24 protein-coding genes are annotated in these 25,515 nt (G+C 68.0%); 13 read left to right on the top strand and 11 right to left on the bottom strand.

Annotation, left to right across the window (positions count from 1 at the left end; translation table 11 throughout):
• Position 1: 1 nt before the first annotated feature.
• The 6 genes from C441_RS17410 to C441_RS17435 all read right to left on the bottom strand — a co-directional run bounded on the left by C441_RS17410 (position 2) and on the right by C441_RS17435 (position 6,541).
• Entirely contained in the window at positions 2-706 is a 705-nt protein-coding gene (locus tag C441_RS17410; protein WP_007276268.1) for an ABC transporter ATP-binding protein, read from the bottom strand.
• Positions 699-1,490: an ABC transporter ATP-binding protein gene (locus C441_RS17415; RefSeq protein ID WP_007276269.1), complete on the bottom strand. Its 792-nt coding sequence runs from the start codon at positions 1,488-1,490 to the stop codon at positions 699-701. Before C441_RS17415 ends, C441_RS17410 begins: the two co-directional genes overlap by 8 nt.
• Positions 1,490-2,566 carry a branched-chain amino acid ABC transporter permease gene (locus C441_RS17420; protein ID WP_007276270.1) on the bottom strand — a complete coding sequence of 359 codons (1,077 nt, stop codon included), beginning with the start codon at positions 2,564-2,566 and terminating at the stop codon, positions 1,490-1,492. The genes C441_RS17415 and C441_RS17420 overlap by 1 nt, the downstream gene beginning before the upstream one ends.
• Positions 2,563-3,528, bottom strand: coding sequence for a branched-chain amino acid ABC transporter permease (locus tag C441_RS17425; RefSeq protein ID WP_007276271.1), 966 nt, complete (start codon positions 3,526-3,528; stop codon positions 2,563-2,565). The genes C441_RS17420 and C441_RS17425 overlap by 4 nt, the downstream gene beginning before the upstream one ends.
• A gap of 94 nt (positions 3,529-3,622) precedes the next feature.
• Positions 3,623-4,945 carry an ABC transporter substrate-binding protein gene (locus C441_RS17430; protein WP_049920679.1) on the bottom strand — a complete coding sequence of 441 codons (1,323 nt, stop codon included), beginning with the start codon at positions 4,943-4,945 and terminating at the stop codon, positions 3,623-3,625.
• 162 nt (positions 4,946-5,107) lie between these two features.
• Positions 5,108-6,541 carry an FAD-dependent oxidoreductase gene (locus tag C441_RS17435; protein WP_007276273.1) on the bottom strand — a complete coding sequence of 478 codons (1,434 nt, stop codon included), beginning with the start codon at positions 6,539-6,541 and terminating at the stop codon, positions 5,108-5,110.
• 233 nt (positions 6,542-6,774) lie between these two features.
• Between C441_RS17435 and C441_RS17440 the strand changes: the two genes are divergently transcribed.
• From C441_RS17440 to C441_RS17475, 8 genes are all read left to right on the top strand, one after another.
• Complete coding sequence (locus tag C441_RS17440) at positions 6,775-7,182, top strand: nuclear transport factor 2 family protein (protein ID WP_007276274.1); 408 nt, start codon at positions 6,775-6,777, stop codon at positions 7,180-7,182.
• Complete coding sequence (locus tag C441_RS17445) at positions 7,179-8,156, top strand: LLM class flavin-dependent oxidoreductase (protein ID WP_007276275.1); 978 nt, start codon at positions 7,179-7,181, stop codon at positions 8,154-8,156. Before C441_RS17440 ends, C441_RS17445 begins: the two co-directional genes overlap by 4 nt.
• A 66-nt stretch (positions 8,157-8,222) precedes the next feature.
• Entirely contained in the window at positions 8,223-8,882 is a 660-nt protein-coding gene (locus C441_RS17450; RefSeq protein WP_004967836.1) for an isochorismatase family protein, read from the top strand.
• Entirely contained in the window at positions 8,879-10,285 is a 1,407-nt protein-coding gene (locus tag C441_RS17455) for a dihydroorotase (RefSeq protein WP_007276276.1), read from the top strand. Before C441_RS17450 ends, C441_RS17455 begins: the two co-directional genes overlap by 4 nt.
• A gap of 142 nt (positions 10,286-10,427) precedes the next feature.
• A complete protein-coding gene (locus C441_RS17460; RefSeq protein ID WP_004967838.1) occupies positions 10,428-11,633 on the top strand; it encodes a CaiB/BaiF CoA transferase family protein in 1,206 nt (401 codons plus the stop codon).
• Positions 11,630-12,589 carry a hydroxymethylglutaryl-CoA lyase gene (locus C441_RS17465; protein WP_007276277.1) on the top strand — a complete coding sequence of 320 codons (960 nt, stop codon included), beginning with the start codon at positions 11,630-11,632 and terminating at the stop codon, positions 12,587-12,589. The genes C441_RS17460 and C441_RS17465 overlap by 4 nt, the downstream gene beginning before the upstream one ends.
• Before the next feature lies 1 nt (position 12,590).
• On the top strand, positions 12,591-13,904 hold the full coding sequence (locus C441_RS17470) for a 3-isopropylmalate dehydratase large subunit (protein ID WP_007276278.1): 1,314 nt from the start codon (positions 12,591-12,593) through the stop codon (positions 13,902-13,904).
• Complete coding sequence (locus C441_RS17475) at positions 13,901-14,434, top strand: 3-isopropylmalate dehydratase small subunit (RefSeq protein ID WP_007276279.1); 534 nt, start codon at positions 13,901-13,903, stop codon at positions 14,432-14,434. Before C441_RS17470 ends, C441_RS17475 begins: the two co-directional genes overlap by 4 nt.
• 97 nt (positions 14,435-14,531) lie before the next feature.
• Here C441_RS17475 and C441_RS17480 read toward each other — a convergent pair whose 3' ends face one another.
• Entirely contained in the window at positions 14,532-15,665 is a 1,134-nt protein-coding gene (locus tag C441_RS17480; protein WP_049920680.1) for an MFS transporter, read from the bottom strand.
• 369 nt (positions 15,666-16,034) lie between these two features.
• Here C441_RS17480 and C441_RS17485 point away from each other — a divergent pair, with 369 nt between their 5' ends.
• Positions 16,035-16,436, top strand: coding sequence for a VOC family protein (locus tag C441_RS17485; protein WP_007276281.1), 402 nt, complete (start codon positions 16,035-16,037; stop codon positions 16,434-16,436).
• Between the two features lie 7 nt (positions 16,437-16,443).
• On the opposite strand, the gene C441_RS17490 is transcribed toward C441_RS17485, so the two are convergent.
• The gene (locus C441_RS17490; RefSeq protein WP_007276282.1) at positions 16,444-17,094 is read right to left on the bottom strand and encodes a helix-turn-helix domain-containing protein; all 651 of its coding nucleotides are present in this window, start codon (positions 17,092-17,094) and stop codon (positions 16,444-16,446) included.
• Positions 17,095-17,182: 88 nt separating this feature from the next.
• On the opposite strand from C441_RS17490, the gene hutU reads away from it, so the two are divergent.
• The 3 genes from hutU to hutH are packed head-to-tail and all read left to right on the top strand — an operon-like array spanning position 17,183 to position 21,754.
• Positions 17,183-18,937, top strand: a complete 1,755-nt coding sequence (gene hutU, locus C441_RS17495) for a urocanate hydratase (protein ID WP_007276283.1) — start codon at positions 17,183-17,185, stop codon at positions 18,935-18,937.
• On the top strand, positions 18,934-20,175 hold the full coding sequence (hutI, locus tag C441_RS17500) for an imidazolonepropionase (RefSeq protein ID WP_007276284.1): 1,242 nt from the start codon (positions 18,934-18,936) through the stop codon (positions 20,173-20,175). The genes hutU and hutI overlap by 4 nt, the downstream gene beginning before the upstream one ends.
• The gene (gene hutH, locus C441_RS17505; RefSeq protein ID WP_007276285.1) at positions 20,168-21,754 is read left to right on the top strand and encodes a histidine ammonia-lyase; all 1,587 of its coding nucleotides are present in this window, start codon (positions 20,168-20,170) and stop codon (positions 21,752-21,754) included. Before hutI ends, hutH begins: the two co-directional genes overlap by 8 nt.
• Positions 21,755-21,805: 51 nt before the next feature.
• Here the strand turns inward: hutH and C441_RS17510 are convergent, their stop codons facing one another.
• Positions 21,806-23,041, bottom strand: coding sequence for an ABC transporter substrate-binding protein (locus C441_RS17510; protein WP_007276286.1), 1,236 nt, complete (start codon positions 23,039-23,041; stop codon positions 21,806-21,808).
• Positions 23,042-23,136: 95 nt separating this feature from the next.
• Here C441_RS17510 and C441_RS17515 point away from each other — a divergent pair, with 95 nt between their 5' ends.
• On the top strand, positions 23,137-24,393 hold the full coding sequence (locus C441_RS17515; protein WP_007276287.1) for an ABC transporter substrate-binding protein: 1,257 nt from the start codon (positions 23,137-23,139) through the stop codon (positions 24,391-24,393).
• A 25-nt stretch (positions 24,394-24,418) separates the two neighbouring features.
• Here C441_RS17515 and C441_RS20080 read toward each other — a convergent pair whose 3' ends face one another.
• Together C441_RS20080 and C441_RS17520 are read right to left on the bottom strand one after the other, a co-directional pair.
• The gene (locus C441_RS20080; protein ID WP_007276288.1) at positions 24,419-24,562 is read right to left on the bottom strand and encodes an HVO_A0556 family zinc finger protein; all 144 of its coding nucleotides are present in this window, start codon (positions 24,560-24,562) and stop codon (positions 24,419-24,421) included.
• 255 nt (positions 24,563-24,817) lie between these two features.
• Positions 24,818-25,474, bottom strand: coding sequence for a lactate utilization protein (locus C441_RS17520; protein WP_007276289.1), 657 nt, complete (start codon positions 25,472-25,474; stop codon positions 24,818-24,820).
• Positions 25,475-25,515: the final 41 nt, after the last annotated feature.

Genomic DNA, 25,515 nt, shown 5'->3' on the forward strand with positions numbered 1-25,515 from the left:
CTCACACCCCGAGGTACGCCTCGACGACGCCCTCGTCTTCGAGGAGTTGGTCGCCGTCGGCGGTCATGCTGATGCGGCCGTTCTCCATGACGTAGCCCCGGTCGGCCAGCTTGAGCGTCTGTTGGACGTTCTGTTCGACCATGAGCACCGTCATGCCCTGCGCGTGGATGTCCTCGATGACGTCGAACACCTCTTGGACGAGGTGCGGCGCGAGCCCGATGGACGGCTCGTCGAGGATGAGCAGGTCGGGTTCGCCCATGAGTGCGCGGGCGAGCGTCAGCATCTGCTGTTCCCCGCCGGACATGGTGCCGGCGCGCTGGTTCTTGCGCTCCGCGAGCCGGGGGAACAGCTCCAGCATCTCGCCGAGGTTCCCCTCGCGGTTCGCCTTCGCCTCCTCGGTCTGCGCGCCGAGAAGCAGGTTGTCGATGACGGTCATGTTGGTGAACAGGTCGCGGTTCTCCGGGACCTGCACGATGCCGCGCTCGACGATTTCGTGGGACGCCTTCGAGTGAATCGCCTCGTCGCGGTAGGTTATCTCGCCGTGACTCGGCGAGAGGATGCCGCAGATGGTGCGCATCGTCGTGGTCTTGCCCGCGCCGTTCGAGCCGATGAGCGCGACGATTTCGCCCTCGTCGACGCGCATGTCGACGCCGTGGAGCACCTCGATGTCGTCGTAGCCGGCGCGGACGCCGCGAAGTTCAAGCATCGACGTCGAACCCCCCGATGTAGGCCTCGATGACGCGGTCGTCTTCGACCACCGTCTCCGGCGCGCCGAAGGCGATGCCCTTCCCCTGGTCCAGCACTTTCACGTAGTCCGAGATGTTCATGATGGCTTTCATGTCGTGTTCGATGATGAGCAGGCTCGTCCCGCGCTCGCGCAGTTGGCGGAACAGGTCGAGCATCTGCTTCGACTCCGACGGGGTGAGCCCCGCCATAATCTCGTCGAGAAGCAGGATTTCCGGGCGCGTCGAGACCGCGCGGGCGAGTTCGAGGCGCTTCTGTGCGCCCACGGTGAGTTCGCCCGCCTCCTCTTCGGCCTTGTCCGCGAGCCCGACGAATTCGAGGGTCTCCATGGCGATTTCGCGCGCCTCGCCCCGGCGGCGCGTGTGGATGTGCGCGCCGACCATCGCGTTCTCGACGACGGTCAGCTCCTCCAGCGGGCGCGTGATCTGGAACGTCCGCGCCAGCCCCGCCCGCGCGATTTTGTGCGCCGGGAGGCCGGAGATGACCTCGCCGTCGAGTCGGACGGTCCCGCTCGTCGGCGGGAACGCGCCGCTGATGCAGTTGAACAGCGTGGTCTTGCCCGCGCCGTTCGGCCCGATGAGGCCGATAATCTCGCCGCGGTTGACGGTCATGTCCACGTCGTCGAGCGCCTGCAGGCCGGAGAAGCGCTTGCCGACGCCCTCGACCGACAGAATCCGCTCGCCGTCGCGGTCGATGTCCGCGTCCGGGTCGTCGACGCTCTGTGCGGTCGTCTCGTCTGCCGACATCACTCGCTCACCTCCTCGTCGCCGCGGACGCGGTTCCAGAGGGCGCGGGCCTGACTCGGCCAGCTCACCACGCCGCGCGGCGAGTAGATGACGATGGCCACGAGGAACGCGCCGTAGATGATGCGGTCGAGGCCGTTGATGTCGGAGAACGTCGTCCGCGCGATTTCGCTGACCGGCGTGACGATGAACGAGCCGACGATGGGGCCCAGAAGCGTCCCCGGCCCCCCGACGACGGCGGGCAGGAGCAGTTCGACGTTCTTGAACAGCGCGAACACGGTGTCGGGGCGGATGGTGTTGAAGTACATCGACCAGTAGGCACCGCCGAGGGCGGTGAAGAAGGCGCTGACGGCGACGCCGATGAGCTTGTACCGGAAGCTCGGCACGCCGACGCTGGCGGCGGCCCGTTCGTCCTCGCGGATGGCGAAGAAGTACAGTCCGACCCACGAGTTCTTGATGACCCACGAGACGAGCGTCACGACCAGCAGGAAGCCGACGATGAGGTAGTAGTACGGCAGGTCGCTCTGGAACTGGAAGGCGGCGAGGCCGTACTCAGCGCCGTAGTCGCGCGGGAACGGCTTGAAGTAGCCGTTGGCCCCGTGGAGTTCGGACATGTTGGTGACGACGAAGCGGAGCAGTTCCGCGAACGCCAGCGTCGCCAGCGCGAAGTAGTGGCCCTGTAAGTTGAAACGGAACGAGAGCGCGCCGATGACGAGGCCGTACCCAGCCGCGAGCACGCCGCCGACGAGCATGCCAATCCACGGGTTCACCGCGAAGTCGACGACGAGCGCCTGCGTGGCGTACGCGCCGACGCCGAAGAACGCCGCGTGCCCGAACGAGAACTGCCCGGTGTAGCCGGACATGATGTTCCACGCCTGCGCCGTGTAGGCGTAGATGACCGTGAGGATGAGCATCCGAAGGCTCAGCGTCGCCGCGAGTTCCATCCCGGCGACGTCGATTTCGATGAGCGTCGGGAGCGCCGCGAGCAGGCCGAACAGCGCGACGCCCTTCACAAGCGGGGCGTACCGCCGGTCGTCGAACGTCCGGTAGCGGTCGCGGACGGACTCGATTGCGCTCACGCCTCAGCACCTCCGAAGAGGCCCTCGGGCTTGACGAGGAGCGTCCCGATGAAAAGCAGGAAGATGAGCACCTGCGCGGTGGTCCCGGGGAGGTAGTAGCCGCCGAACACCTGAATCAGCCCGACGATGAGGCCGCCGACGAACGCGCCGGGGAACGAGCCGAGGCCGCCGAGGATGACGATGACGAAGGCGTTGATGAGGTACGTCTCGCCGGTGAAGGGGTCGAACCGCTGGAACAGCGCGATGGAGCCGCCGGCGACGCCGGCCAGCGCCGCGCCGATACCGAAGGTGAGGTAGTTGATGCGGCGGACGTTGATGCCGACGTAGCGCGCGCCGTCGCGGTTGTCGGCGGTGCCGCGAATCTTCCGGCCGAGGTCGGTCCGGTTCAGGAACGCCCGCACGGCGAGCATCGTCCCGAGCGCGATGACGAGCGCGTAGAACTGCCCGAGCGGGATGAAGACGTCGCCGACCTGCACCGACCCGAGCGAGAGTTCGACCTGCTGGGGGTCGGGCGTGAACAGGATTTCGACGGCCGACTGGATGATGAAGAGAACGCCCAGCGTGGCGATGAGCTGGTTCTGCTGGGGTGCCTCGATGATGGGCTCGACCGTGAGAATATGGACCACCACCCCGAGGGCGAACAGCACCGCGGCGGCGATGGGTATCCCGAGGAACGGGCTGATGCCGGCCGTCTCGGAGACCAACCACACCGAGTACATCCCGACGACGAGGAAGATGCCGTGGGCGAAGTTGATGACGTCCATCACGCCGAATATCATCGTCAGCCCGAGCGCCGTCAGCGCGTAGACCCCCCCGAGCAGGAGGCCGAACGCGAGCAACTGTAGGAGGACGGGCTCCAGATTGGTGATGTCGGTCAGGAACTGTGCGAACGGGTCGATGAATCGGCCGAGGCCACCGCCCTGTAGCGGCAGGGGCGCGACCGATGTGACTAGGTGTCCCATGCGGTTTCTACGCTCGGGAATTGTTGTCAACCCCCATAAAAGGTGGCTATCGTTCGAGACGGTTCGTTGACGTGACGGCGCGCGCGGGTAGCGGTTAGACCTGCGGTTCGGCCTCCGCGTACTCCTCGGGGTAGACGACTTTGACCGAGAGGTCCTGGACCTGGTTCACCGGTCCGAGCGCGTTGACGTTCTCGCCTTGGTCGTCGAACTCGATTGCGCCCATCGCGGAGATGTGGTCCTCGTAGCTGAGGCCCTTGAGCGCCTCGTTGATGTCGTCGGGGTCGACGCTTCCGGCCTCCTCGACCGCCTGAATGATGACCTCCGCCGCGGTGTAGGACATCCCGACCGACGCCGAGAACTCCTGGTCGTAGTTGTCGAGGAACTGCGAGCGCACCTCGGCGGTCTTGTCGACCGTCGGGTTCAGCGCGTAGTTGTTGTCCAGCACGCCGTTCGCGAACTCGCCGATGTCGCTGACTGCGTCGTCGTCGGTGAACGTCGCGGACGCCGAGGCGGTCAGGTACGGCGGCCGGTAGTCCTGGTCCTGCAACGCCTGTGCGAGCAGGACGCCGCCGGCGACGTACGTCGTGGCGATGATGGTGTCGGGGTCGGCGCTCCGGAGCCGCGACACCTGCGTGTTGGCGTTCGACGCGCCGAACTCGATGGCCGTCTCCTCGACGATTTCGACGTTCTGCTCGGGGAGGAACTCGCGGAGGCTGTCGCGAATCGCCTGCCCGTAGCTGTTGTTGATGTAGAACAGGCCCGCCGTGTCGATGGTGCCGCCGCCGTCGCGGATGACCGAGGGAACGAGGTCCGCGTAGTCGCTCGCCAGCCGGCGCGCCGGGGGCTGGGGCCGGTAGACGTAGTTGAAGTCGCGGCCCTGCAGGATGTTGTCCGCCGCCGCGATGGAGATGACGAAGGGGACGCCCTGTCGCTCCGCGACCTGCGTCGCCGCCGTCGTCACCGGCGAGGAGTAACAGCCGGTGAGGACGTCCGCGCCCTCGCTGAGCAGTTCCTCGCTGACCTGTCCGCCGAGCTCCTGTGCGCCCTGGTTGTCGCCCTCGATGACGGTCACTTCCGCGCCGTCGAGCGATTCGATGCCGCCCTCCTCGTTTTTCCGCATCGCGGCGAGTTTGATGGCGTTGCTCATCCCGACGCCCGTCGCGGCGAGACTCCCCGAAAGCGGGTGGTTCGACCCGATGATGACCTCGTCGACGGACTGCTCGGGCGTCCCCGTCGTGGTGCCCGTGTCGCCGCCGGACCCGCCCGAGTCGCCGCCGGAGTCACCGCCCGAATCACCGCCGCCGTTCCCGGCGTCGTCGCTCGCACAGCCGGCCAGTGTCAATGCCGCGACGCTCGCGCCCGTTGCTTTGAGGAAGCGCCGCCTGTTGCTCGTCGAAGACTTGAGAGTCTTACCCATGGCAATCGGTATCGAGGTTAGTGCCTACTGTAATAAATCCTCCCGTACTCGTGTTGTCACGTTCTGCGGATATTCCTGCAACGAATCGGTTCTGGTCGGCGAACTGCGTCGAAAACGAGTAGTTTCGGTGCCCTACTCCGGGGCCGTGACCTCGCCGCGGCGTCAGTCGAGCGACTCGCGGGCGTGGATGCCGGCGAGGCGGCCGTAACCGAGGGCGGTCGTCAGCCCGTTGCCGGAGAGGTAGCCGCCCGCGCCGTGGCCGCTGATGCCGCAGGCGGTGCCGCCGCCGGCGTAGAGGTTTTCCACGGTGCTCCCGTCGGTTCGGAGGACGCGCCCGTGTTCGTCGACGACGAGGCCGCCCTGCGTGTGGAAGAGCGCGCCGGTGACTTTGGCCCCGTAGAAGGGCGCTTCCAGCGGATTCGCGCCGTCGACGCGACCGACCTCGTCCGGCTCGCCCGCCGCGGCGGCCTCGTTGTAGTCGGCGACCGTCTCGGCGGCGGCCTCGCCGTCTGCACCGAGTCGCTCCGCGAGGGCCGCGACCGAGTCGGCGGTGTGGTAGGTCCCCCGCTCGATGGCCTCGTCGAAGTCCTCGAACTGCCCGCGGAGCTTCTCGAAGATGCGCTCGTCGAACAGCTGAATCGCCTGTTCGCCGGGCTGTTTCAGCACCGAGATGGCGAACTCGCTGTAGCCGGCGGACTCGTCGCCGAACCGCTCGCCGTCCCGATTCACGAGGATGCCCCCGTTCATCGTGACCGCGTAGGTCGAGAGCATCCCCGTCTGGCTCGCCACCGTCGCGTGGCCCTGATAGGCGTCCATGCAGGCGAGTTCGCCGCCGAGTTCCGCGCCGAAGCGGACGCCGTCGCCGGTGTTGCCGTCCGCGCCGAAGTACAGCGCCCGCTCGACGTCCGCCTCGCAGTAGTCGGTGACCATCTCGCGGTTGCCGGCGAAGCCGTCGGTGGCGAGGATGACCTTCTCGGCCTCGATGGCCTCGTCGTGGCCGAGGCCGGCGACGACCCCCCGGACCGCGCCGTCGCCGGCGACGAGTTTCTTCACGGGCGCGTTCGTCAGGAGTTCGATGTTCGGCGTCGACTCGACGCGCTCGACCAGTTCGGCGACGAGGTTCTCGCCGTTTCGGCCCTCCGGGGCGTGCATCCGGTACTCGGAGTGTTTGGGGTACTTGAAGTCGTCCACGATGTGGAGCGTGACGTCCCAGTCGTCGACGAGCCAGTGGATGAGATTCGCGCTCTCCTCGCAGAGGTACTGCACGCGCTCCTCGTCGGCCTCGTAGTCGTTTTTCTCCAAGATGTCGCGGGCCATGTCCGCGGGCGTCTCCTCGATGCCGGCCTCGCGCTGGAGGCGCGTCCCCGCCGCGGGGACCATCCCGGTCGAAAGCGACGTGTTGCCGCCGCACTCGGGCGCTTTCTCCAGCACCGTCACGCGAACGTCGGGGTCCTCGCTGGCCGCGAGCGCGGCGACGAGGCCGGTGCCGCCGCCGCCCGCGACGAGCACGTCCGTGTCGATGTCCCACTCGATGTCGTCGACCGAGACGACTTCGGCGACGCCGTCGCTGGGCGTCCGCCGGGCTAGTTCGTCCATGCACTCTGCTAGGGAGACTCTATCGTAAAACTACCGCCTCCGGCGGCGTCGGCGTCGCCGCGGCCCTCTCGCGTCGTCGCCGTGTCCGTCGCTTTCGTGGGCGCACGTGAGAACAATTCCCCCGTCGCTCCTGCGGCCGCGTCCGCCGTCGCGCCGACTCGAACGTTCAGGAACGGCAGACAGTCCGAAACGTCGGAGTGAAAAACTATGTGTGTCGAGAACACCCATACCGCATGGACTCGCCACGAGACATCGTCGAGGAGTTCTTCGACCGCATGGAAGACGACCGCAGGAACACCGTCGGCGACCTGTTCGCCGAGGACGCCGTCATCTCCCTGCCGGGGGCGACCTTCGAGGGACCGACCGCGGCCTACGACTTCCTCGCCCATCTCGAACCGCGCTACGAGTGGGCGGCCAAGGAGTTCGACCGCTGGCTGGAGGCGGGCGACACCGTCGTGAGCGTCGGGTCGCTCTACGGCGTCGACAACGACGGCGCGGACTTCTCGGACGTTCGCTACGTCGATATCTACGTCGTCCGCCGGGGGCTCATCGAGCGCCTCGACATCTGGAACGACCTCGCCGCCGACGGCGTCGTCCCGGTCCCGGCCGACGACGCGCCCGCGGTTCCGGCGGAGGAATGAGCGAGCGAACCGCGGTCCTGTTCGCGCTCCGCGACGACCCGTCGCTCGTCGTCCGCGCCGAGGAACTCGGCTACGAGTCGGCGTGGGCCGCCGAGGGACAGGGCAAGACCGCCTTCGGCAAACTCGAACGCTGGGCCGTCCACACCGACGAAATCGGCCTCGCGACGGGCATCGTCAACGTGTTCTCGCGGACGCCCGCGGCGCTCGCGGCGGCCGCGGCGACCCTCGACGACCACTCCGGCGGCCGCGCGATTCTCGGCCTCGGCGTCGCCCACCCCGGCGTGGTCGAGGCGTTCCACGGCGTCCCCTTCGACCGCCCGCTGTCGCGACTCCACGAGTACGTCGAACTCGTGCGGCGCTACCTCCGCGGCGAGGCCGACTCGTTCGACGGGGAGTTCTTCTCACCCGAGCGCACGAGCTTCTGGAACGCCTTCGACCCCGTCCGCGAGGAGATACCCATCTACAACGGCGCGCTCGGGCCGGCGAACGTCCGACTCACCGGGCAGGTCGCCGACGGCTGGCTTCCGAACCTCTACCCGCGCCCGCAGTTCGAGGAGGCGCTGGAGTGGCTCGACACCGGGGCGGCCCGCGCCGGCCGCGACGCGAGCGACGTGGACGTGGCGATGTACGTCCTCACTTCCGTCCACGACGACGCCGACGAGGCGCGGCGGGCGGCGGCCGAACACGTCGCCTACTACCTGCGCGACGTGCCGGGCTACTACGACCGCGCGGCCGAGCAGGCCGGCTTCGCCGACGAGGTCGAGGCCGTCCGGGCCGCGCCGACGACCGAGGCCGGGGCGCGCGAACTCTCGGCGGAGTTCCTCGACCTCGTGGCGCTGGTCGGCACGCCCGACGACGTGCGGGGGCGACTCGGCGAACTCCGCGAGATGGGCGTCGACCTCCCGGTCGTCCGCGCGCCCGCCGGCGTCGACCGCGAGTGGGTGGCGCGGACGCTGGAGGTGTTCGCCCCGTAACATGACGCCGGCGAACCGTGCCGTACTTTTATGCCGGATGCCACCGCATCTCAGGCGAAGCGAGTCATGACAGACCGTATCTGGGAGGACCTGCTATCCGAACAGGATAAACAGGTCATCACGAAGGCTGGTTACGACAAGGAAGGCGCCTCGTCGTGGGAGTCCCGCGGCATGGGCGAGAACCCGATGGTTCTCGTCATCGACATGCAGCGGCTCATCGTCGGCGAGAACGTCCCCATCCTCGACGCCATCGAGGAGTACCGCACCGCGATGGGCGACATCGCGTGGGACGCCATCGAACACATCGACCCGTTCCTCGACTTCGCGCGGGAGCAGGGGCTTCCGGTGACGTACACGCGGGTCGTCCCGTCGAGCTACGACGACCCCGACCACCCCGACCTCGACATCGTCGACCCGGTCGCGCCCGAGGAGGGCGACACCGTCGTCGACAAGTCCTACGCGTCGGCGTTCTACGGGACCGACCTGCTCTCGCGGCTCGTCCGCGGGGGCCACGACTCGGTCATCATCGTCGGCAACTCCACGAGCGGGTGCGTCCGCGCCACCGCGGTCGACGCCAAGCAGAACGGCCTCAGCGTCGTCCTGCCGCAGGAGTGCATCTTCGACCGCATCGAGGCGTCGCACAAAATCGGCCTCCTCGACCTGTGGATGAAGTACGCCGAGGTGCTGGAGACCGAGGCGGTCGAAGAGTGGGTCGAGACGCTATGACCCACGACCACGACCTCGTCATCTCGAACGGCACCGTCGTCACGCCCGAACACGGCACCTTCGAGGCCGACGTCGCGGCCGACGGCGAGACCATCTCCGCCGTCGCCGCGCCCGGGACGCTCTCGGGCGAGACGGAAATCGACGCGACGGGCAAGCACGTGCTCCCGGGCGCAATCGACCCGCACACCCACCACGGTATCTACCGCGGACTGGAGGCGGACGCCGAGTCCGAGTCCAAGTCGGACCTCGTCGGCGGCGTGACCACCATCGGGAACTACTTCCGCCGGGCCGGGGCCTACGAGGAGATTATGCCGGGCTACTTCGACGAGGCTGAGCCGAACTACTACCACGATTACTTCTTCTCGCTCGGCCTGCTCTCGATGGAACACGTCGAGGAGATTCCGACCATCATCGACGAGTTCGGCATCACGACGTTCAAGTGGTACATGAACTACAAGGACGCCGCCCGCGAGAAGTTCGGCGTCGACTGCGATATGCACGACGACTTCGGCGATGCGTTCGTCCGGAAACTCGCCGAACAGGACGTGCCGACGACGCTCGGCTACCACTCCGAGAACGTCGAAATCACGAACGCGCTCGCCGGCGGCAACGTCTACGTCACCTCGGAGTCCGACGACACCGACGCCGACGCCGACGAGGGCTACGAGGTGATGGTCGAGGAGTTCCCCGGCTACGCCGAGACCCAGAGCATGGTCGCCGGGGCCGCGCTCGCCAAGGTCCACGGCTACGACGACCGCTTCTACGCGGTCCACATCTCCGCCGGGGGGACGGCCGACGAACTCGCCGCACTCCACGACGCGGGCTACCGGGCGTGGGGCGAGACGTGTATCCACTATCTCGCGCTCACCACCGAGGAGTGCGACGAGCGCATGAAAGTCAACCCGCCGGTCCGGTCGAAAGCCGACCAAGAGACGCTCTGGGAGCGCCTCGCCGACGGAACCATCTCGACTATCGGGACCGACCACTGCGCCAACCTCGCGGAGAACAAGTTCGGCGAGGGCATCCGCGACAGCCTGCTCGGCTTCCCCTCGACGCCCGTGATGCTCCCGCTCATCCTCTCGGAGGGCGTCAACGAGGGCCGCATCTCGCTGGAGCGCGCCGTCGAGGTGACGAGCACCAACGCGGCGAAGGCGTTCAATCTCTACCCCAAGAAGGGGACGGTCCGGGTCGGAAGCGACGCCGACCTCGCCGTCGTCGACCTCGACGAGACGAAGACGGTCACGCCGGAACTGTTACACAGCGTCAGCGGCTACTCCCCCTACGAGGGCCGAGAGGTCACCGGCTGGCCGACTCAGACCGTCGTGAAGGGCGAACTCGCCTACGACGACGGCGAAATCGTCGGCACGAAAGGGCACGGAACCCACATCGACCGCCCGGTGTGAGCCGGCGGCGACCGAACCGAGCCACGAACGCGGACTGACCGGCCACGCGGAACCGGGCACACGTCCCGACGGGCACGCGGACGCGCACACGCATCACCACACGACCACCACACGCGACACAGAACGAGAAGACACACACGACATGACGAACGACACGAACGGACCACTCGACGGCCTCGTCGTCCTCGAAGCCGGGTCGATGATATCCGGCCCGACCGTCGGCCGCTTCCTGGCCGACTTCGGGGCGACGGTCATCAAAATCGAACACCCGGCGTTCGGCGACCACATCCGCCGCTTCGGTCCACAGAAAGACGGCGTCGGCCTCTGGCACAAGTACCTCTCGCGGAACAAGCAGTCTATCACCCTGAACATCTCCACCGACGAGGGCGCGGCGGTGTTCGAGGACCTCGTGGGCGAGGCCGACCTCCTCATCGAGAACTTCCGGCCCGGCACGCTCGAACGCTGGAACGTCGGCTGGGAGCGCCTCTCCGAGGTCAACGACGACCTCGTGATGCTTCGGATGTCCGGCTTCGGTCAGACCGGCCCGTACGCCGAGCGCCCCGGCTTCGGGACGCTCGCGGAGGCGATGTCCGGCTTCGCCTACCTCAACGGCTTCCCCGACTCGCCTCCGTTGCTCCCGCCGACCGGCCTCGCCGACAACATCGCGGCGCTGTTTTCGACGTTCGCGGTGATGTTCGCGCTCTACCACCGCGACGTCCACGGCGGCGGCGGCCAGTACATCGACACGAGCCTCATCGAACCCATCTTCGGCCTGCTCGGCCCGCAACCGCTCCGCTACGACCAACTCGGCGAAATCGAGTCGCGGTCGGGCAACCGCTCGACCTCGTCGGCCCCGCGGAATGTCTACCGGACGGGCGACGACCGCTGGGTCGCCATCTCCGCGAGCGCCCAACCGCTCGCCGAGCGCACGTTCGACGCCATCGACCGCCCCGACCTGAAAGACGACCCGCGGTTCGAGACCAACGAGGACCGACTGGAACACGTCGACGAACTCGACGCCATCATCCAAGACTGGATGGACGACCACAGCCGCGAGGAGGTTCTCGACGCGTTCGAGGCGGCCGACGCGACGCTCGCGCCCGTCTACAACGTCGAGGACATCCTCAACGACGAGCACTACGCGGCGCGCGAGGCGTTCCTGACGGTCGACGACCCCGACCTCGGCGAGGCGGTCGTCCAGAACGCCTTCCCGAAGTTCTCGGAGACGCCGGGGCGGGTCGACCACCTCGGTCCGTCGCTCGGTGAACACAACGACGCGGTCTACCGCGACCGACTCGGCTACGACGAGTCGGTGCTTTCGGACCTCGAAGCGGAGGACGTGATATGAGCCTCCTCGACTCGCTTCCCGAGCGCGTCCACGTCGTCGAGATGCTCCCCCGCGACGGGTTCCAGCGCCTCGACGAGTTCGTCCCGACCGACGAGAAAGTCGAGATAATCGACGCCCTCTCGGACACCGGCGTCGACGAAATCGAACTCTCCTCTTTCACCCACCCGAAGGCCGTCCCGACCCTGCGGGACGCCGACGAGGTGGCGACGCGAATCACCCGCCGCGACGGCGTGACCTACCGGGCGCTCGTCCCCAACCTCCGGGGCATGGAGCGCGCCGTCGAGGCCGAGGTGGACAAAGTGAACGCGCTCGTCACGGTGAGCGAGACGTACACCGCGAAAAACCAGAACCGCACCCGCGAGGAGGTGCTCGCGGAGATGGACGACATCGTCGACCTCGCCCACGACCACGGCATCGAGGTCGAAGCCGGGATGGGCACGAGCTTCTACTGCCCCTACGAGGGCGCAATCGACCCGGCGGAGACCCTCGCGGTCGTCGACAGCGTCGTCGACTCCGGCGTCGACGAGGTGACGCTGGCGACGACGATGGGCCTCGCGAACCCGGTCGAAATCACGGAGCGGTTCACCGCCGCGTTCGAGGCCCACCCCGGCCTCGACATGGGCCTGCACCTCCACGACACGAACGGGATGAGCCTCGCCAACACGCTGGCCGCGATGGCGGTCGGCGTCGACCGCTTCGACGCCTCGGTCTGCGGGCTCGGCGGCGGCGTCGTCCTCCCGGGCGACATGTCCGGCGTCGGCAACACGCCGACCGAGGACCTCGTCCAGATGCTCGAACGCATGGGAGTCGGCCACGGCGTCGACTTCGGCCGCATTGAGGCGGCCGCCCACGACGTGTCCGACCGCTTGGGCCTCGGCCTGACGAGCCACGTCCTCGCGGGCGGCACCGTCGAGGGCGTCCTCGACACCGTCGCCGCCGACGGGGAGGAGGACTGAGATGTCCGGCAAGACCCTCGCGGAGAAACTGCTCTCGGAGAAATCGGGCACCGACGCCCGCGCCGGCGACTACGTCGAAGCCGACGTGGACGTGGCGATGGCCCACGACATCACCGGGCCGCTCGCGTTCCAGACGTTCGACGAGGTGACGGGCGACGACGGCGAGCTGTTCGCGCCCGACCGGACCGTCTTCACCATCGACCACCACGCCCCCGCCGACGGGGTGCAGGCCGCGAACAACCACAACGCGGTCCGCGAGTTCGCGGCGGAACACGGCGCACACCAGTTCGACGTGGGCGACGGCATCTGCCACGCCGTGCTCGTCGAGGAGGGGTTCGTCGGCCCCGGCGACCTCGTCATCGGCGCGGACTCCCACTCGACGACCTACGGCGGCATCGGCGCGTTCGGGACCGGCGTCGGCTCGACCGACCTCGGGACCGCACTCGCCACGGGCGAACTCTGGTTCCGCGTCCCGAAGACGCTCCGCTTCGAGGTCGACGGCGACCTCCAGGACGGCGTCTACGCGAAGGACCTCATCCTGCGATTCATCGGCGACGTGGGCTTCGACGGCTGTACCTACATGGCCGCCGAGTACGCCGGGAGCGCCGTCGAGTCGCTCCCGATCCACGAGCGCCTCGTCCTCTCGAACATGGCCATCGAGATGGGCGGCAAGGCCGGCCTCGTCGCGCCCGACGAGCGGACCGAGTCGTACCTCGAACGCCAGACCGGGAACGAAATCGACCTCGGCGACGCGTTCGTCTCCGACGACGACGCCGACTACGAGGCGATTCACACGTACGACGCGGCCGCCCTCGCCCCGCAGGTCTCGAAGCCGTCGAACCCCGAGAACGCGGTCGACGTGACCGAGGTCGCGGGCACCGAAATCGACCAACTGTTCGTCGGCACCTGCACGAACGGCCGGTACGAGGACATCAAAGTCGTCGCCGACATCCTCGACGGCGAGACCATCGCCCCGAACGTCCGGATGGTCGTCGTCCCCGCCTCGAAGTCCGTCTATCAGCACATGCTCGGGACGGGCGTCTTCCAGACGCTCACCGACGCCGGCGCGGTCATCCAGAGCGCCGGCTGTGGGCCCTGTGCGGGCTACCACCAGGGCGTCCTCGGCGACGGCGACGTCTGTCTCGCCACGGCGAACCGGAACTTCCCCGGCCGCGAGGGGTCGATGGAGTCGTCGGTCTACCTGTCGAGTCCGGCGACCGTCGGCGCGAGCGCGCTGTACGGCGAAATCACCGACCCCCGCGAGGTCGAGACGAACCGCTACGACGACACGGTGTTCGCGGAGGTGCTCCCATGACGGGAGCCGCCGACGGCACCGGCGACGGCCGCCCCGACCCGGCCGACCCCGGCCGCGCGTGGGTCTTCGGCGACAACGTCGACACCGACCAGATAACACCGTCGCGTTTCATCGTCTCGTCGGACCCCGACGAACTCGCCAGCCACGCCTTCGAGGACCTCAGACCCGAGTTCTCGGAGTCGGTCGAGACCGGCGACTTCGTCGTCGCCGGCGAGAACTTCGGGAGCGGGTCGTCGCGGGAGCACTCGCCGCTGTCGCTCGTCGGTGCGGGCGTCTCGGCGGTCGTCGCGCAGTCGTTCGCGCGCATCTTCTTCCGCAACGCCATCAACCTCGGCCTGCCGGTGCTCATCTGCCCCGGCGCGGACGCCATCGAGGACGGCGACGAGATTCACGTCGACCTCGACGCGGGCGTCGTGACGAACCACACGCGAGACGAGACGTACGAGGCGGAGGCGCTCCCCGAGTTCCTCCAGTCGCTCGTCGAACAGGGAGGGCTGAAAGCCTACACGAAGGCGAAACTCGACGGCTGAGCGGGCACTCGGCTCACGGCATACGGCTTGACGACTCGGTTGACGACCGCACAGAGGCACCCGCGAACGCCGTTCCGAGACGGCTGTTTTACTTTCCTCACCGCTTTCGCGCGTCCCAGTAGAGGAGTCCGGCCGCGACGACGAGACAGACCGCGAGCCCCGCGAACGCGGCGACGTAGCTCGCGTAGGTGGCGACGATGCCGACGTACGCCGGTCCCAACGCGTTCGCGCCGAGGAACAGCGCCCGCGCGCCCCCGAGGTCGGCCCCGCGGTCGGCGTCGGGCGCGTTGTCCATGATGATGGCGTCCGCGAGCGGGAACTCCGTCTTGTAGCCGGCCGCGAGCGCGACGACGGAGACGTAGATGAGCGGGCGCGCCTCCACGGCCGAGAGGACGGCGAGCGCGCCGGCGGCCACGAGCATCCCGACGACGGCGATTGACTCGCGGCGGAACCGGTCGCTCAGGCCGCCGGCGACGGGCTTGATGGTGATGCCGACGGCGAAGACGATGGCGAACGTCGCGCTCGCCAACTGCTGGTCGAACCCCTTCGCCTCGATGAGGTAGGTCGGAAAGAAGTTGATGACGCCGCCGACCATGAAGTAGAACAGTCCGAACGCGAGGAGCGTCCGGCGCTGTTCCGCGCTGGCGAAGAGGCGACGGAGCGTCCCCGAGACGTGGAGTTCGGGCGACCCCACGGCGTAGCCTTCTCTCGACCAGAACGCGTAGAGGACGGTGAGCCCCGCGAGGACGACGGCGACCGGGAGAAACGGCGTCCGCCACGTCGCGTAGGTCAACGCGAGGATGGCGAGCCCCGAGGAGACGAGGCCGCCGAGGTCGGTGCCGGCGGCGTAGAGGCCGAGCGCCCGGCCGCGGCGTTCGACGAACAGGTCAGAGAGGAGCGCCCGCGAGGGGATGGCGAACAGCCCCTTCCCGAGTCCCGTGATGACCGCCGCGGCGACGAAGCCCGCGAGGCCGCCGGCGAGGCCGAACGTGGCGAAGCCGAGGACGAGGATGCCCAGTCCGGGGACGATGAGCGTCGCCCGCGTCCACCGGTCGGAGTACTCGCCGCCGGGGTACTGGGTGACGGCGTAGACGCCCTGAAACAGCGCCAGCGCGATGCCGGCGGTCGCCTCCGTTATCTGGAGTTCCTCGATGATAGTCGGCAACAAAGGCGACAAGAGAAATCGGCCCGTCTGGAGGACCGCCCACGCCAGCGACACCGTGACTAACATCCGACCCGGGTAGCCCGCAAGCAAACGCTCGTCGGATGTCGGCTGTTGGTTCACACCCTCCGTACATCGACCTGCTACCAATGGGTTACGATTTCGAAACGTTGGTTCCGGGTGTTGGGGCCGCGGTCCCGAAGGCAAGGGTAGACAAAATAAACAATAATTAGTTTATCACTCAGTCTTCAAAAGAGTCGGCGCTCCGTCATAGATCCTTCATATGCCGTTTAAAATCTACAATTTTTACAATTTTTACAAATTCCAAAATTTTTACAATTCTAAACTTCATAGAGTTTATTCACTCTGGTCCGGGTGTCCCTGTCTTCGATGGCCGGCGCACAAATTTTTACCACCCGCGGCCGCGACAGTGCGGGCATGGACGCGACGGCAATCGACCACGTGAACCTCCGCATCCCCGCCGACGGCCTCGACGCCGCGGTCGAGTTCTACCGCGACGCGCTCGGCTTCGACATCGAGAACCGCGACCGCTACGAGTCGGGCGAAAAGCCCTTCTTCTCCGTGCGACTCACTCCGGTGAGCGTCATCCACCTCCGGCCGGCCGAGAACTTCGAACCGCCGACGGAGACCGCCTTCGACCACGTCGCCGTCGAGTTCGCCCACGACATCGACGAACTCCGCGGCCACCTCGACGCCGCGGGCGTCGACATCGACCGCCAGCTCGAACCCCTCGGGGCGACGGGCGTCGCACCCGCGGTGTACGTCACCGACCCGTTCGGCTACACGCTCGAACTGAAGGCCGCGACCGACGACGACTGAGCCACATCTAGAGCACGTACTGAGCGACGGCCGTCATCACTTTCCGCTCCGCCCGACGGAGGTGTTCCTCGGCGGTCCGCCGGGAGACGCCCATCTCGTCGGCGATGGTCCCGGTCTCGATGCCGCGGGGGAACTCGTAGTAACCGCCGCGGAACGCCAGTTCGAACGCCTCGCGCTGGCGACCGGTGAGCTCCGGCATCGCGTCGGCGGGGGCCAACAGCGGACCGCTCCCGCTGGCGAACGACACCGACCGCTTGGACTCGACGCTCACGTCGAAGCCGCTGTCCACGAGGTCGCGGAAGCACGCGGTCAGGTCGTCGGCCGAGACGGCGAGCAGGCGACACACTTTGGCCCCGTCGCGGTAGCGAAGCGGCGGCACGAGGAGGAGACCGTGTTTCTGCACGTAGCCCTCGATGTGGTCGATTTCGTGGTGTCGGAGGCAGTCGGCGGTGACGACGACGAGTTCGTCGCCGCGCTCGACCGACGCCGCCACACCGACGGTGTCGCGGACGCGTTCGAGGACGTCGGACCCGACGCCGCCGCTCACGTTGAGCATGTCGCAGTGGTCGTTGCACCACAACTCGACGGTCGCGGCGCTGTCGGCGGTCGCCGCCGCGTAGGCGCTGTCGTCGCGTATCCGAAGGCTCGCCTCGTACACGAGTACGCGATTGTTCCGTCATCCGTATATAAATGTCCCACCGTGAGGTGGGGAAATCGCTACTCGGCTTCCGCCCGAAGGTATCGGTATGAACGACCAGCAATCGTCGGCACAGCGGGACCGACTCGGCGACCCGAGCGACGAGTGGCTCGCGTACCAGGGCGCGCCCACCGGGACGGACATCGAGTGTAAGGGGTGGCGACAGGAGGCGGCGCTCCGGATGCTCAACAACAACCTCGACCCCGAGGTGGGAGAGCGCCCCGAGGACCTCGTCGTCTACGGCGGGACCGGTCGCGCCGCCCGCTCGTGGGACGCCTACGACGCCATCCTCGCCGAACTCCGCGACCTCGCCGACGACGAGACGCTCCTCGTCCAGTCGGGCAAGCCGGTCGGGCGCTTTCCGACCCACGAGCGCGCTCCGCGGGTCCTCATCGCCAACTCGAACCTCGTCGGTCACTGGGACGACTGGGAGCACTTCCACGAACTGGAGGCCGAGGGAAAAATCATGTACGGCCAGATGACCGCCGGGTCGTGGGCGTACATCGGCACGCAGGGCATCATTCAGGGGACGTTCGAGACGCTGGCCGAACTCGCCCGCCAGCACTACGACGCCGACCTACGGGGGAAGCTCGTCGTCACCGGCGGCCTCGGCGGGATGAGCGGCGCACAGCCCCTCGCGGTGACGATGAACCACGGGGTTTGCATCGCCGCCGAGGTGCAGGCCGACCGCATCGAGCGCCGGGTCGAGACGGACTACCTGATGGAGTCCGCCGACTCGCTGGACGAGGCGCTCGAAAACGCCAAGGCGGCCATCGACGCGGGTGAGCCCTACAGCGTCGGCGTCCAGATGAACGCCGCGGACATGCTCGAAGAACTGCTCGCGCGCGACGAGATTCCGGACGTCGTCACCGACCAGACCAGCGCCCACGACGAACTCGAAGGCTACTACCCGAGCGGCTACACCGTCGAGGAAGCCGACCGGCTCCGCGAAGACGACCCCGAGGCCTACGTCGACGCCAGCCTCGAAACGATGGAGCGCCACGTGCAGGCCATCCTCGACTTACAGGACGCGGGGGCAATCGCCTTCGAGTACGGCAACAACATCCGCGGGCAGGTCCAGAACCACCGCGGGATGGAACACGCCTTCGACTTCCCGGGCTTCGTTCCGGCGTACATCCGCCCGATGTTCTGCCGCGGGCGCGGGCCGTTCCGGTGGGCCGCGCTCTCCGGCGACCCCGCCGACATCCACCGCACCGACGAGGCGATTCGAGCGCTGTTCCCCGAAAACGAGTCGCTCATGCGCTGGATAGACCTCGCACAGGAGCAGGTGTCGTTCCAGGGGCTCCCCTCGCGCGTCTGCTGGCTCGGCTACGCCACCGACGACGAGGGGCTCACCGAGCGCGCCCGCTTCGCCCTGAAAATCAACGACCTCGTCGCCTCGGGTGAGGTCTCTGCGCCGGTCGTCGTCACCCGCGACCACCTCGACGCCGGGTCGGTCGCCAGCCCGTACCGCGAGACCGAGGCGATGCGCGACGGCACCGACGCGGTCGCCGACTGGCCCATCCTGAACGCGCTTCTCAACACCGCCGCGGGCGCGGACATCGTGAGCGTCCACGACGGCGGCGGCGTCGGCATCGGCAACTCCCTGCACGCGAACAACCACGTCGTCCTCGACGGCTCGGACCTCGCGGCGGAGAAGGCCCGCGCCGTCTTCACCACCGACCCCGGCATGGGCGTCATCCGCCACGCCGACGCCGGCTACGAGGACGCGCTGGACGAGGCGACCCGGTCGAACGTCCGAATCCCGATGCGGGACCACGACGCGGTCGGTGATGGCGAATGAGTCACGCGTCACAGGAACCGTCGGGCCTGACCCTCGTCCACGGCGCGGCCGAACTGGTCGTCGGCCCCGACGAGGGAACCGCCGTCGTCGTCCTCGAAGACGCCGCGTTCGCCGCGCTCGACGGCGAGGTCGTCGCCGTCGGGCCGACGGACGAAGTCCTCGACGAATACCCGGTTGCAGACGCCGAAACGGTCATCGACGCGACCGGCAAGACGGTCCTGCCGGGCTTCGTCGACCCGCACACCCACGCGCTGTTCGCGGGCGACCGCTCCGACGAGTTCGCGGCGAAGTTACGGGGCGCGACCTACGAGGAGATTCTCGCCGACGGCGGCGGCATCCTCCGCACCGTCGACGCGGTCCGCGAAGCTTCCGACGAGGAGTTGGCGGCGAATCTCACCGGACATCTCGATGCGATGCTCGCCCACGGGACGACGACGGTCGAGGTGAAGACCGGCTACGGCCTCGACACCGAGACCGAACTGCGGATGCTCTCGGCCATCGACGCGGCCGGGTCGGACCACCCGGTAGACGTGATTCCGACGTTCATGGGCGCGCACGCCGTCCCGCGCGGGATGGACGCCGAGGCGTACACCGAGTCGGTCGTCTCCGACCAACTCCCCGCGGTCGCCGAGCAGGGCGTCGCCGAGTTCTGCGACGTGTTCTGCGAGCGCGGGGTGTTCACCGCCGAGCAGTCCCGCCGAATTCTGGAGGCGGGCCGCGACCACGGTCTCACGCCGAAGATTCACGCCGACGAGTTCGCCGCCATCGGCGGCACCGACGTGGCGGCCGCGGTCGGCGCGGCCAGCGCGGACCACCTGCTCCACACCGACGACGAGGGCCGAGACGTACTCGTCGAAGCCGGCGTCACGCCGGTCATGCTCCCCGGCACGGCGTTCGGTCTCGGAGCCGACTACGCCGACGCCCGCGCCTTCCTCGACGCGGGCCACGAGGTCGCGCTCGCCACTGATTTCAACCCGAACTGCTTCGCTCGAAGCATGAGCTTCGTCGCCACCCTCGCCAGCGTCGGCATGCGAATGACGCCCCACGAGGCGATTCGGGGCGTCACGAGCGCCGCCGCGGGCGCGCTCGACCTCGACGACGGCACGGGCACGCTCCGCGCCGGAAGCCCGGCCGACGCCGTCGTGCTCGACGTGCCGACCGCGTCGCACCTCTCGTACCGGTTCGACACGAATCCCGTTTCGACCGTGCTGAAATCGGGGGTGGTCGCCTGTGAGTGACCCCGCGTCGCTTCCCGAGTCGGTCACGCTTGACGGCACGTCGCTGACGCCGGAAGACGTGGCCTCCGTCGCCCGCCACGACGCCCCGGTCGAACTCGCCGCCGAGTCGCGCGAGCGGATGCGCGAGTCGCGCGAGCGCGTCGAGTCCGTCCTCGACTCCGGCGAGCCGGTGTACGGCGTCAACACCGGCTTCGGACACCTCGTGGAGACCCACATCGACCGCGAGGACATCGAGCGCCTCCAGACCAACCTCGTCCGCAGTCACGCCGCCGGCGCGGGCCGCGAACTCACCCGCGAGGAGGTCAGGTCGATGATGGTCAGCCGGGCCAACACGCTCGCTAAGGGCTTTTCGGGCATTCGACCCTCGGTGGTCGACCTGCTCGTCTCGATGCTCGACGAGGGGGTTCAGCCGGTCGTCCGCTCCCGCGGGAGCCTCGGCGCGAGCGGCGACCTCGCGCCTCTCGCGCACATGGCGCTCGTCCTCATCGGCGAGGGCGAGGCCCGCGTCGACGGCGAGCGACTGCCGGGCGACGAGGCCCTGCGCGCCGCCGGCTTGGAGCCGGTGACGCTCGCCTCCAAGGAGGGCCTCGCGCTCATCAACGGGACGCAACTCACCGTCGGCCTCGCCGCGCTGTTCGTCGTCGACGCCGAGCGAACCGTCGAGGCCGCCGACGCCGCCGGCGCGCTCGCGACCGAGGTCACGATGGGCACCACGGCGAACTGCGACCCCGCCATCCACGAGATTCGTCCCCACCCCGGCCAGCGGGAGAGCGCGGCCGAGATTCGCCGCCTCACCGCCGACTCGACCGTCCTCGAATCGCACAAGGACTGCGAGCGCGTGCAGGACGCCTACTCGATTCGCTGTCTCCCGCAGGTCCACGGCGCGGTCAGAGACGCCGTCTCGCACCTCCGCGAGGCGGTCGAGGTCGAACTCAACAGCGTCACCGACAACCCGCTCGTCTTCCCGGCGGGCGCGGTTGACGAGCGCGCGCCCGGCACCGACGCGGCCGCCGTCGTCTCCGCGGGCAACTTCCACGGCGAACCGCTGGCGCTCCGCCTCGACTACGCCGCCGGCGCGCTGACCGAACTCGCGGCCATCTCCGAGCGCCGGACCGACCGGATGCTCAACCCGGACGTACAGGAGGCGTATCTCCCGCCGTTCCTGACCGAACACAGCGGCCTCCGGTCGGGGTACATGATTGCGCAGTACACCGCCGCGGCGCTCCTCAACGAGTGCCGGTCGCTCGGTCGCCCCTCCATCGACTCGACGCCCGTCAGCGGCGGGCAGGAAGACCACGTGAGTATGAGCGGCCAGAGCGCTCTCAACGCCCGCACGGTCGCCGAGAACGTCGCGACCATCGTCGGCGTCGAACTCCTCTGTGGCTCGCAGGCCGCGGAGTTCCTCGGCGACGGCCTCGAACTCGGCACCGGAACGGGTGCCGTCCGCGACGCGGTTCGGTCCGTGGTTCCGCCGCTGGACGAGGACCGCCGCCTCGACGGCGAACTGGAGACCGCGGCCGACCTCGTCCGGTTCGGCGCGATTCGCGCGGCTATCGCGGACGCCGGGCTCTCCGACTGAGCGGTCGCGTCGGTACTGCGGCGACCGCGGCCACTGTCGGCCGCCTCCGACTCAGAGGTCGCCGTTGATGATGTCGGCGACGCGGTGTCGGTCGAACAGCTGTTCTTCTTCGGGAATCTCGGGGGACGGTCCTTCGCTGTACTGGGGCCACGCGCCGAACTGGTCCGGGTAGAGCTGTTTCGCGGTCATCTCCAACTGGAACAGATTGAGTATCGGACCCTGATAGCGGCCCCCCTGCGCGTAGACGCGCTCGTTTTTCACGGCCGAAATCTCGGCTCCGACGGGGTCGTCGCGGAGGCCCGCGCGGATGTCGGGCATGCTCGTGTTCGGGTGCATCCCGCCGAGCGTGAGAATCACGTCGGGGTCGGCTTCGAGGAGCGTCTCGAAGTCGACGGTCGAGCCGGACTCCACGTCGTCGCCGAACGCGCTCACCGGCTTCAGCGGGCGGGTGTGGGCGGTCAGGAAGCCCGGCGTGCTCAGGTTGTAGGCGTAGATTGACTCCAGGTCGCTCGGGCCGAGGAGCACCGCGGTCGGCCGGTCCTCTTCCGCGGGGAGGTCTGCCGCGAGCGTCGCGAGCAACTCCTCGCGGACCGCCGCGAGCGCCTCGTACTTCGCCTCCTCTCGGAGCACCTGTGCGACCTTGGCGAATATCTCCCAGAGGCCGTAGTACTCGTAGGCGTCGGCCCATTCGGTCGGCGGCTCCTGGTGTCGCGCGCTGAACGTGTTGCCGAACCACGGGCCGACGTTCTCCTCGATTTCGTCGAGGTCGGCCTGACTCCAACTGCCGAGCGCGGAGACGCTGGCGGGGTCGGCGAGGTGCACGTCGCTGTCGAGTTCGTAGAGCCGCTCTTTCGACGGCTCCCACGACGAGTACAGGCCGCTCCAGTCGAGTTCGACCCCGGGGAGTCGCGGCGTGAACTGATTCCACAGCGCGTCGTAGTAGTCGGGAGCGTGCATCGCGTTGACGGCGTCGCCGTGGCCGAGCGCGAACGCCATCCCCGCGTGGTGGGTCAGCCGCGTGAAGATGCGTTCGGGAACGCCCTCGAACGTCACCTCGCCCATCGGTGCCATCGACACCGTGTACGAACTGCCGTCGGTCGTCGACTCCGCGGTCGACTCGCTCGTCGCCGTCGATTCGGCGGTCGCGGTGGCGTCCGCCGCGGCCGCGTCCGTCGCCGTCGCGTCCGACTCGGACGAACCCGTACAGCCGGCGAGCAGTCCGCCGACCGCGACCGAGCCACCGTAGGTCAAGAACTTCCTGCGCGTCGGTTCGTCGCTGTCTGCCATCGTATGTTTAGGCCGGCCTAATCCATATATGCGTACCGATTTAGGCTCCCCGAAACTTTCGAAACGCATTTATTCGTTTAGGGGTGCCTAAAACTATGGGCGAAGACCTCATCGACCGGGTGACCCCCACGCGGCGCGCGTATCTCAAGCGCGGCGGCGCGCTGTTCGCGGGCGGCCTGCTGGCCGGCTGTGCCGGACGGAGCGACGCGGATTCCTCGACGGAGGCGGCGGACGCCACCGCGACGACCACGACCGAAGCGGCCTCCGACGCGGAGACTGCGGCCGACGGCGACGCCGCCGGATACACGGTGTCGATGTCGCCGGCCGGCGACGTGGCGTTCGAATCGGTCCCCGAGGACGTGATGGTGTACAACCTCGTCTACGCCGACGCGGCGGTCGCCTTCGGCCACGGCGACGCGGTGAACTCCCTCGGCTTCGACAGCGACGCCGGCGGCCGGACGCTCGACGCCTACTACGAGCGCCTCGACGGCGTCTCGTTCGACCGGAGCGACCTCGCGCAACTCAACTCGGGGTCGGGGAGCGTCAACATCGACAAGGAACTCGTCTACGAACTGGACTCCGACCTGCACCTCGTCGACCCGGCGCTCGTGGCCAGCTTCGACGGCTGGGACCAGTCGGACGTCGAGGAGATTCGCGAGCAGGTCGGACCGTGGTTCGGTAACGCCTACAGCCGCACGCACGCCCGGCCGCCCGAGCCGTACGCCGACGACTACGAGTACTACACGCTCTGGGAAATCGTCGGGAACGTCGGGCAGGTGTTCCGGGAGGAAGACCGATTCGCGGCGCTCGAAGCGGTCCACGCCGACCTCCTCAGCATCGTTCAGTCGGAGCTCCCGCCCGAGCCGGAGCGGCCGACCGTCGGCGCCGTCGTCTACATGGACGAGACGTTCTACCCGACGAAAATCGACGCACCCGGGTTCGCGACCTCGCACATCCGCCCGCTCGGGGTCACCGACGCCTTCGCGGCCGGCGACGTGACGTTCGAGACGTCCTACGACTTCGAGACGATGCTCGAAATCGACCCCGACGTACTGCTCCACAGCTACGGTATCGACTCGTACTACGACGTGGCGTCGATTCGCCAGCGCCTCGAAGACCACCCCGTCGGGAGCGAACTCAGCGCGGTCCGGAACGACCGCGTCTATCCCTCGGGGACGCCGGTGCAGGGGCCGATTATGAACCTGTTCCAGCTGGAGATGACGGCGAAACAGCTCTACCCCGACCGGTTCGGCGCGTGGCCGGCGTACACCGGTGGTGCGTATCCCGAGATTCCCGAGGACGAACAGCTGTTCGACCGCGACCGCGTCGCCGACATCGTCACCGGCGACTGAGGCGACCGGCGCTTCGGCGGCCCCCTTACCAGAGTTGGACCGCGGGCGTCCCGCAGTCGTCACAGACGATGGCGTCGTTGTCTTTGTAGCTCCCCGTCACGAGGTCGCCGTCGCAGTAGGTGCAGTCCTCTTCGTCGAACGAATCGAGCAGGTACGCAGATTCGGGCATATCTGACGATTTGGCTCCAGTGGTAAGAACATTTCTACGGTTCGATATATCGCCCGCCGTGACACTCCGGCGGGCGACCGGGTTCGCGGCGTCGACTCGTCGGCGACAGTCGTGACTCGCGGCACGAGACACGCAAAACGGGGGATTGGGGAATGGTGGTGGGTCCCCGGGGAAGCGGTGGTGATGGATTGTCCGGGCGCAGGAAGCTTCCCCGGCCGAGCGTGGGGACGCGTCGAGGGGAACGACGAGTCGGACTTAGTAGCCCAGTTGCTCGCGGATGAGGACGACGGTGGTGCGGCCCTCCTCGACTTCCTGCCGGAAGATGAGCTGTTTCGCAATCATGGATTCGACGCCGTAGGCCTCCTTCGCGCGCTCGTTTTCGAGCGGGTACGCGACTGCTTCGAGCCGGTCCAGCGCGTCGTCGAGCGTCGGGACGATTTTGTTGATACCGCTGACGATGACGACGTTGCTGGCGGCGAAGGGGTACGCGCCGATGCGGCTCCCGGAGAGGTCCGCGGCGACGAGGTCGCCGGTCTGGGCGATGGCGTTGATGCCGCCGAGGAAGTAGTCGGCGGTCTGGGAGTCGCGGCGGGCGGCCTGTCGCTCCGCGTCGTCGTCGATGCTCCAAATCTGGTCCGGCAGGCTCTCCCACTCGTGGTCGCCCTCGCTCAGGTAGTCGTCGAACCCGATTTCTTCGAGGGTCGTCGAGTGGCCGTTCATCACGGAGACGCCCGCGGGGATGTGCGACTGCAGGGTTTCGAGCGCCTCGTCGGCCGTGTCGACGACGACGACGTCGAACCCGCTCGCTTCGAGGTTCTCGACGGTCGCTTCGACGGCCTCGTCGTCTGGAAGCTGGTCGAGTTCGGCGTCGATGTCGGCGTCGTCTACGTAGTCGGATTTCTGTTGAGACATGTGTGAGTGTGGTGGTGGAGTTCGGTGGGTGCTCCGACGAC

The sequence above is a fragment of the Haloferax sulfurifontis ATCC BAA-897 genome (genome assembly GCF_000337835.1).
GTDB classification, from domain to species: Archaea; Halobacteriota; Halobacteria; order Halobacteriales; family Haloferacaceae; genus Haloferax; species Haloferax denitrificans.

What these genes read in the sequence shown, in the direction of transcription:
- C441_RS17440 (WP_007276274.1), top strand. Translation starts at nt 6,775, where the DNA reads ATGGACTCGCCACGAGACATCGTCGAGGAGTTCTTCGACCGCATGGAA.
- C441_RS17510 (WP_007276286.1), bottom strand. Translation starts at nt 23,041, where the DNA reads ATGGCAGACAGCGACGAACCGACGCGCAGGAAGTTCTTGACCTACGGT.
- C441_RS17480 (WP_049920680.1), bottom strand. Translation starts at nt 15,665, where the DNA reads ATGTTAGTCACGGTGTCGCTGGCGTGGGCGGTCCTCCAGACGGGCCGA.
- C441_RS17425 (WP_007276271.1), bottom strand. Translation starts at nt 3,528, where the DNA reads ATGGGACACCTAGTCACATCGGTCGCGCCCCTGCCGCTACAGGGCGGT.
- C441_RS20080 (WP_007276288.1), bottom strand. Translation starts at nt 24,562, where the DNA reads ATGCCCGAATCTGCGTACCTGCTCGATTCGTTCGACGAAGAGGACTGC.
- C441_RS17485 (WP_007276281.1), top strand. Translation starts at nt 16,035, where the DNA reads ATGGACGCGACGGCAATCGACCACGTGAACCTCCGCATCCCCGCCGAC.
- C441_RS17475 (WP_007276279.1), top strand. Translation starts at nt 13,901, where the DNA reads ATGACGGGAGCCGCCGACGGCACCGGCGACGGCCGCCCCGACCCGGCC.
- C441_RS17410 (WP_007276268.1), bottom strand. Translation starts at nt 706, where the DNA reads ATGCTTGAACTTCGCGGCGTCCGCGCCGGCTACGACGACATCGAGGTG.
- C441_RS17470 (WP_007276278.1), top strand. Translation starts at nt 12,591, where the DNA reads ATGTCCGGCAAGACCCTCGCGGAGAAACTGCTCTCGGAGAAATCGGGC.
- C441_RS17450 (WP_004967836.1), top strand. Translation starts at nt 8,223, where the DNA reads ATGACAGACCGTATCTGGGAGGACCTGCTATCCGAACAGGATAAACAG.
- C441_RS17465 (WP_007276277.1), top strand. Translation starts at nt 11,630, where the DNA reads ATGAGCCTCCTCGACTCGCTTCCCGAGCGCGTCCACGTCGTCGAGATG.
- C441_RS17515 (WP_007276287.1), top strand. Translation starts at nt 23,137, where the DNA reads ATGGGCGAAGACCTCATCGACCGGGTGACCCCCACGCGGCGCGCGTAT.
- hutI (WP_007276284.1), top strand. Translation starts at nt 18,934, where the DNA reads ATGAGTCACGCGTCACAGGAACCGTCGGGCCTGACCCTCGTCCACGGC.
- C441_RS17455 (WP_007276276.1), top strand. Translation starts at nt 8,879, where the DNA reads ATGACCCACGACCACGACCTCGTCATCTCGAACGGCACCGTCGTCACG.
- C441_RS17520 (WP_007276289.1), bottom strand. Translation starts at nt 25,474, where the DNA reads ATGTCTCAACAGAAATCCGACTACGTAGACGACGCCGACATCGACGCC.
- C441_RS17430 (WP_049920679.1), bottom strand. Translation starts at nt 4,945, where the DNA reads ATGGGTAAGACTCTCAAGTCTTCGACGAGCAACAGGCGGCGCTTCCTC.
- C441_RS17435 (WP_007276273.1), bottom strand. Translation starts at nt 6,541, where the DNA reads ATGGACGAACTAGCCCGGCGGACGCCCAGCGACGGCGTCGCCGAAGTC.
- C441_RS17415 (WP_007276269.1), bottom strand. Translation starts at nt 1,490, where the DNA reads ATGTCGGCAGACGAGACGACCGCACAGAGCGTCGACGACCCGGACGCG.
- hutU (WP_007276283.1), top strand. Translation starts at nt 17,183, where the DNA reads ATGAACGACCAGCAATCGTCGGCACAGCGGGACCGACTCGGCGACCCG.
- C441_RS17460 (WP_004967838.1), top strand. Translation starts at nt 10,428, where the DNA reads ATGACGAACGACACGAACGGACCACTCGACGGCCTCGTCGTCCTCGAA.
- C441_RS17445 (WP_007276275.1), top strand. Translation starts at nt 7,179, where the DNA reads ATGAGCGAGCGAACCGCGGTCCTGTTCGCGCTCCGCGACGACCCGTCG.